Below are 7111 nucleotides of genomic sequence, written 5' to 3' on the forward strand. Positions count from 1 at the left end.
CCTTGATCGCCATATGCTCTCGTGTGGTCGGTATCTCGATAACATGCGGATCGTGGAATTCCGCCTTGCCGCCCCAATCCTCGATGAGTTCAATGAGCCGCAATGAAGGGCTTTCGCGGATATCGGGCACATTCTTCTTATAGGCGAGCCCCACGATGAGAATGCGCGAGCGGCTGAGCGCCTTGCCGCAGCGCTGGTCCAGCGCCTTCGCCAGCTCATCGACCACATGACGCGGCATGGCCGTGTTGATCTCTGCCGCGAGCTCGATGAAGCGGGTCGGCAGTTCGTATTCGCGCGCCTTCCACGTCAGGTAGAAGGGATCGATCGGAACGCAGTGCCCGCCAAGGCCGGGGCCAGGATAGAACGGCATGTAGCCGAAGGGCTTGCTCTTTGCCGCCTCGATCACCTCCCAGATGTCGATGCCCATCGCACCGAGCACGACCTTCAACTCGTTGACGAGAGCTATGTTGACCGAGCGGAAGATGTTTTCCGTCAGCTTGACCGCTTCGGCGGTCGCGGTGGTCGAAACCGGAACGACGGTCTTGACCACGCCATGGTAGAAGGCCTGCACGAGCGTCGCCGCTTCAATGCCGTCGCCTGCCACGACCTTAGGAATCGTCGCGACTTCAAAGCTGCGGTTGCCGGGATCCTCGCGTTCGGGCGAGAAGCCGAGGAAGAAGTCTATCTTCGACCGCAAGCCGGTTTCTTCCAATATGGGCTTGATCACGTCGTCGGTGGTGCCGGGATAGGTGGTCGATTCCAGCACGACGAGCTGGCCTGGACGCAGATGCTTGGCGATGGTGCCTGCTGTGTTCCTGACAAAGGAGAGATCCGGCTCACGGTTTTTCGTCAGCGGTGTCGGAACACAGATGATGATGACCTCGCAGACGGCCAGTTCCGCAAAATCCGCAGTGGCGCGGAACCGTCCGCTCGCCACCTGGCCGGCAAGGGCTGTCGACGTCACCGCCTCGATGTAGGATTGGCCGTTGTTGAGGCTCTCGACCTTGTGGGCTTCGATGTCGAAGCCCGAAACCGGGAAGCCCGCGCGTGCTACCGCAACCGCCAGCGGCAATCCGACATAGCCCAGTCCGATCACGCCGACTTGCGCGGCGCGCGTCGAAATCCGGTTTAGAAGATGGTCATATATCGATCGTGAGGCGTCCAAAAATCTGCTTTCCCGTCAATTCGGACAGGCTTGTCCGTTCCCGTGGCGAGGCTCACTTGGTCCCAGGACCATACCGGAGGCATATTGCGGAAGATCGGTTTCCGCAAGCCGTCATCAAACCGGCACCTTCGCCTTCAGGCTTGCGGCAGCCATCGCATAGCCGCCGGCAGCGCCATCGATGAAATGAAGGTGATCGCGCTGCAGCGGCGAAGCGACGAGACATGTCATCAAGGCCGATTTCTGGCGGTGCAGGCCATAGGTGCAGATGCCCGCCTGTTCCGCCTGTTTCAGCCGGTTTTCGATCCGTTGCAAGACATCGGCGTCAACATCGATGGTCATCTTCAAGCCGTCGTCGAACTTCCGGAAGTCCGAATTGCTGGCCACTTCACGTTTATAGACCTTCGGATCGAAACCGCCGATCGTCCAGCCACATCGATCGGTGACAGCCGTAAGCGTCATGAGGAACACTACCCACAGCTTCGTCAGCCACCGCCGTCCAGCCGGCCCCGTGGCCCGCGCCTCGAGATCGAGACCGGCGGGCAGTAAACTGTAGGCCGGCCCGTCCGCCGGTACGGGGTGGCCATCGCGCTCCTGCCTGCCAGCAAGGGCGATGATGTCGGAAACCAGCAACTGAAAGCCGCGCAAGTCGCGTGACGCCCCTGGTATGGCTATGATCGAGACGATTTCGCCATGTCGGGCCTCGATCGGGTTCCAGCGGCAGGAGAGGCCGGTCAGGTCCGGCCGCGCGCCGGCCGGCGCGGGATCGATGCCGTAGCGCCCCGCTTTCATCTCGGCTTCCGCCCAACTGCCGCCACCGCCGGCGAACATGGCATAGAAGACCGCTTCGGAGGCCTGGAACCTCGCCACGCGAACGTCGAGCCCTTGCGCTCTTATATCCCTTATCGGCACGATTGCGGCACGCAGGGCTAGGTCCAGTTCTTCCGCCACCCATCTCTGGACAGCGGCAAGCGCGTTGCGGGCGATCTCCAGCGCCGAGCCGGGAAACGCCACGAGCGCGCCGTCGCCGCCGAAGACAAAGGGAAAATCTTGCCGACCCAGCGCATTGAGCAGCGCCGAAATGACGCTGGCGCCGGCCATATTGACGGTTTTATAGCGCCCAGCCTCGATCGCCTTGGTCGAGCCGACGATGTCGGCGGTGGCCAGCGCCCAGTCATCGGGGAGAGGCCGATAGTTGTCGATATCGGCAACGCTTTCGAACTTTGCGAAGACCGGCAGAGAAGCGACAAACGGGTCGGACGCGGCAGCTGTTTCCATGGGCATCAGATAGCATATTCCACTGCTTGAAGGGTGAAGTCGATCATGCTTCGAAATTGACTTGCGGCGGCTTTCTGATGATAGGGTCCGGCGATGCGAATTGCCTTCTACGCACCACTGAAGTCACCCAATGATCCCGTTGCCTCCGGCGACCGCCAGATGGCACGGACGCTGATCAAGGCGCTGGAGCACGTGGGGCATCGCGTCGAACTGGCATCCGAATTGCGCTTCTATCTACGCGAACCGGAGCCGAAAAGTTTCGATGCGCGCAAGATCGAGGCCCGGGAAGAAGCCGCGCGGCTGACAAGGCTTTGGGCTCGTGACGGCAAGCCCGATCTCTGGTTCACTTATCATCCCTATTACAAGGCGCCCGACCTGATCGGGCCCGAGCTGACGGCGGCCTTTGCTGTCCCCTATGCGACAGCGGAAGCCTCCTATTCGAGGCGGCGCAACGCCGGTTTGTGGGCTGATACGCAAGCTTTGGTGGCGCGAGCCGTCGAACAGGCGGCGCTGAACATCTGCTTCACGCAAAGGGACCGCCAGGGACTGGCGGATGCGGTACCCGGCGCCACTTTCGGCATGCTTTCGCCCTTCATCGACACATCGGCATTCCGTGAAACGCCGGCACGGGGTTGTCCGACACGCCTCGTTACTGTCGCCATGATGCGCCCGGGCGACAAACTCGAAAGCTATCGCATGCTGGCGCAAGCGCTCGGCTCGATCGGTCACCTGCCCTGGACCATGTCGGTCGTCGGGGACGGGCCTGCCCGTGACGAGGTCAAAGCGCAATTTGCCGGCTTGCCCGCCGAGCGTATCGAATGGCTTGGCGCGATTGAGCCGGCCGCCGTGCCGGATGTCCTCTACAGTGGCGGAATTTACGTCTGGCCGGGTTTCGGCGAGGCCTATGGCGTTGCCTATCTTGAAGCGCAGGCCGCCGGCCTGCCGGTGGTGGCTCAGGACATCGCCGGCGTGCCGGAGGTCGTGCGGGATGGCCGGACCGGGTTCCTGACCCCGCCGGGCGATTTGACGGCGTTCGCTTCAGCCATTGAAAGGCTTCTGGCCCGCAACGACGAAAGAACCGTCATGGCCGCAGAAGCCAGACGTTTCATCCTCGAAGAACGCTCCCTCGGTGCTGCGGCAGCGCGTCTCGCCGAACTTCTTGCGAAGATCCCGGTTTCATGACGTCCGATCAGATCTGGCAACCCTTGGTGAAAGAACTGGCGCGCTGGCAGCGGGCGGACCGCAAGGCAGAGTTCTGGCTGCGCGATGATGACGCCGTGGATCCGACGGCTGCGCTTGATCGGCTGCTCGACCTCACCGGTCAATTCCCAATTCCGGTCACTCTGGCCGTCATTCCGGCCCTGACTGATGGGAAGCTGGTCGCCCGGCTTGACGAGGCGCCGCATGCCACAGTCGCCATCCATGGCTGGGCGCACCGAAATCATGCGTCGGAGGGCCAGAAAAAGCAGGAGCTCGGCCCGCAGCGGCCACGCGAGGCGGTGCTCGATGATCTGGCTCGCGGGCTGTCGCGCATAACCGGCCTGCACGGCGCACGTGCCGTTCCGATGCTGGTGCCGCCCTGGAACAGGATCGACGCCGGCTTGGTATCCGAGCTTGGATCGATGGGATTTGCGGCATTGTCGGTCTATGGGCCGCCGAAGCCGGCTTCGCTGGCGGTCGTCAACAGCAATGTCGACATCATGGACTGGCATGGCACGCGCGGTTGCCGCGATCACGGCATATTGGTTCAGGCCATCATCGCGCAATTGCGACAGGCATTCGACGGCGGCGAACCGGTCGGCGTGCTCGCCCACCATCTCGTACACGATGAATCGGCCTGGCTTTTCCTGGAACGGCTGTTCACGGTCACCGCACAGACTGAAGCCTGCGCATGGCTTCCGATCAGGACATTGGTCAGGCGCGGCGCCGGTAGAGCAATTCCAGGAAAAGTGTGAGCGGCTTTCCGTCCGGAATTGCGTCAAAACAAGAAGAGAGAGGAAACAGCTCAGCGCGCTTTGTGCGATAAGACTGGAAATTCGAGCGTCTGGCCATCCCGCGCGGCGAAAGCGCCGGCAAACCTGTCCTTGGCCAGTTTCTCCATCTCGTCCAACTCATTGTCGGTGCGTGCCGGATCGTGGTGAACCAGCGCAAGCTCCCGCGCGCCGGCCGCCTCGCAGAGCTTGACCCCCTGTTGCCATGTCGAGTGCCCGTTGCCGCGGTAGCGCTCCATTTCCTCCTCGGTGTAGGTGCAATCGTAAATGACGAGGTCGGCATCTTCGATGAGGTCGAGGACCGCCTGATCAAGCTTGCCCGGCTCGTGTTCGGTGTCGGTGATCACCGCCACGACGCGGCCGCCCCATTCGACCCGATAGCCTATACAGCCACCGGGATGGGTTAGGCTGCCGGTTCGGATCACCACCCCTTCGCGCGGCCGAAGAACGTCTCCTGATACGAAATCGCGGTAGTCGAGGCTTGCCTTGCAGACGTCCAGTCTCACCGGAAACCAAGGCGGCCGCATGAACTCATCGACAATCTGCTGAGTCGTCATGCGTCCTGCAAGATGCCCGGACCAAAGCCTGACTTTGACGCTGCGGTCGTAGATCGGCTTAAAAGCCGGCAGCCCGATGATGTGGTCGTAATGGCAGTGGGTGAAAAACAGGTCGAAATCGGTTACGCCCGACGCCCGAAGCGCTCGGCCGGCAGGCGGCAGGCCAGAGCCCGCGTCGAAGAGAATCGTATGCTTACCGCATCGCATCTCGATGCAGATCGTGTTGCCGCCATAGCGGGAGAATTCTGGCCCCGATACCGAAATGCTGCCGCGCACCCCCCAAAACTTGACCAGGAAAACCTCGTCCTCCATGCTGCTCCTTCGCGGTCCAGTCGCCCATGCTAGCCGGAGCCATCACGACGGCGAGGATTAAGTGCGCGTCACTGGTTACTTGGCGCTCCGTGCGTCGATCAGATCCGCGGTCGTATGGCTTAGGCGATCGGCGAGGACCCGCACCATTTCGATGGTCATTTCCGGGAACTCCCTCATGAGCCTCAGGAAATGATCCTTGCGAATTCTCAAAGCTTCCACCGGACTTGCAGCTCTGACGGTGGCCGTGCGAGAGCTGTTGCACAATATGGCGATCTCGCCAACGATCGAATTTGGCAGCAGTTCGGCAACTTTTATCGGTCCGTTGTCGGAATCGACCAGAATATCCGCCTTGCCTGAAAGGATGACATAGGCGGCATCTCCCTCGTCGCCTTGCCGGAAAAGAATCTGGCCGGCGCTGTAGCTGACGCGATCGGATGTGAACGCAAGCAGCTTGAGCTTTGCCGACTCAATGCCGGAGAACAAGGGAACGCGTTGCAGCATTCCAACCTCATCCTTGAGCAGCATTGTCGCAAACCTCCCAAAATTCACGTCTGCCAGACTAGAACAACCCACGCCCAGATGAAAACAATTCCGTTTCCAGGTGGCAATACGAGCCGCTTGAGGTAGCGAGCCCAATCAGCCGGAACTCTCAATCCCTTGACCTTGCAGCGAGTTTCCCACCGGCGGAAGGATTCCATCTGAATGTCCAATGCTCTATGAGAGCAGTTCCTTGAAAATACCGCCCCCGGCCAAAAGCGTCTCGTGTGTTCCGTCTTCCACCAAACGACTCGAGTCGAAGACGACAACGCGATCGAACATCATCGCCATTGCCGGATTCGTCACGACGCACACAATTGCCGGAGAACGGCCGTCGCGCCTGGCTTCCTCGAGCACGTTTTGCGACACCTTGTCCTGTACGCGCTGGTCGAGCGCCGACAGCGGCCGGTTGAGAATGAGAAAATCGGGCCGCTTGAGCAGGGCTCGGGCAACATCGAGCTTCTGTCGCTGCCCAGCGGTCAACCGCCTGCCGCCGGCGCCGACATTGAAGTCCAAACCGACATCCAGCAGTTCGGCATAAAGCCCCAATTCATCAAGAATGTCATAGACGATGGAGCGTATGCGATCCGGCGCGTCGGGATGATTGCTACCCAGACGCCCGAATAGGACATTGTCCATGACCGTAGCCGCGGCAATGTATCTGGCGGGATCGTAGCGTTCGACCGCATTTTGCAGCTCGGGCGGCAGGTTTTCATAAAATCGATTGCGTGCGGCAACGATCTTGTTCATCAGTTCGTCGCCCAGCAGGCCGAAGCGATGCCGGGGCTCGATATAAGCAAAGCTCAGGGTGACGATCATGGCGCGGTCGTTCTCCGAGACCGTCTCGTAGGGACGGTTCTTGAGCCGTTGCAGCAAGGTTTCGTAGGCGGGTATCTCCTCGGCGCTCATGAAGGCGAGCTGCTGGAAGAACTGGTGATCGGGCGGCAGATCGGCAAACAGCTCGATCGATTGTTCGGCGATATTCAGGCCCATCTCGTAGAGCGTGCGATCGAGGCCGGCTTGCCTCAGCACGGAAGCAAAATAGGAATTTGCCGCCAGAGCCTTGTCGGCAAGCTCCGGGCCGGCGGCAGCGCCGAAGAGCAGGTTCTGGCCGATCGTTGCTTCCTTGTTGTAGGCGCCCGGCTCGAAAGGAACCACCAGTTCGTTCAATCCTTCATTTTCCAACCGGGTTCGCAGCGCCGCACGCAGTTCGACGATCCGCCCGGCAAGCTTGGTGTGACGCGTGAGGTCGGCCGAAGAACGCAAGCCTAGAT

The 7111-nt window shown here is 61.0% G+C and carries 7 protein-coding genes; 2 read left to right on the top strand and 5 right to left on the bottom strand.

The features are described 5' to 3' along the window. The coding region (locus EOA27_RS15070) for a nucleotide sugar dehydrogenase (RefSeq protein WP_145970357.1) at nt 1–1165 on the bottom strand (1165 nt) is incomplete at its 3' end. A 114-nt stretch (nt 1166–1279) separates the two neighbouring features. After that, entirely contained in the window at nt 1280–2440 is a 1161-nt protein-coding gene (locus tag EOA27_RS15075) for a DUF3095 domain-containing protein (protein ID WP_245467377.1), read from the bottom strand. Nucleotides 2441–2533: 93 nt separating this feature from the next. Between EOA27_RS15075 and EOA27_RS15080 the strand changes: the two genes are divergently transcribed. Both EOA27_RS15080 and EOA27_RS15085 read left to right on the top strand, forming a co-directional pair. Continuing rightward, nucleotides 2534–3622 carry a glycosyltransferase family 4 protein gene (locus EOA27_RS15080; protein ID WP_126081343.1) on the top strand — a complete coding sequence of 363 codons (1089 nt, stop codon included), beginning with the start codon at nt 2534–2536 and terminating at the stop codon, nt 3620–3622. Next, nucleotides 3619–4395, top strand: a complete 777-nt coding sequence (locus tag EOA27_RS15085; RefSeq protein WP_126081342.1) for a polysaccharide deacetylase family protein — start codon at nt 3619–3621, stop codon at nt 4393–4395. Before EOA27_RS15080 ends, EOA27_RS15085 begins: the two co-directional genes overlap by 4 nt. A gap of 50 nt (nt 4396–4445) precedes the next feature. Here the strand turns inward: EOA27_RS15085 and EOA27_RS15090 are convergent, their stop codons facing one another. The 3 genes from EOA27_RS15090 to EOA27_RS15100 form a co-directional block, all read right to left on the bottom strand. Further along, nucleotides 4446–5300: an MBL fold metallo-hydrolase gene (locus EOA27_RS15090; protein ID WP_126081341.1), complete on the bottom strand. Its 855-nt coding sequence runs from the start codon at nt 5298–5300 to the stop codon at nt 4446–4448. A gap of 75 nt (nt 5301–5375) precedes the next feature. Further along, a complete protein-coding gene (locus EOA27_RS15095) occupies nt 5376–5825 on the bottom strand; it encodes a cyclic nucleotide-binding domain-containing protein (RefSeq protein ID WP_126081340.1) in 450 nt (149 codons plus the stop codon). Nucleotides 5826–6014: 189 nt separating this feature from the next. Continuing rightward, the coding region (locus tag EOA27_RS15100; RefSeq protein ID WP_145970358.1) for an ABC transporter ATP-binding protein at nt 6015–7111 on the bottom strand (1097 nt) is incomplete at its 5' end.

Source organism: Mesorhizobium sp. M2A.F.Ca.ET.037.01.1.1 (assembly GCF_003998075.1).
GTDB lineage: Bacteria > Pseudomonadota > Alphaproteobacteria > Rhizobiales > Rhizobiaceae > Mesorhizobium.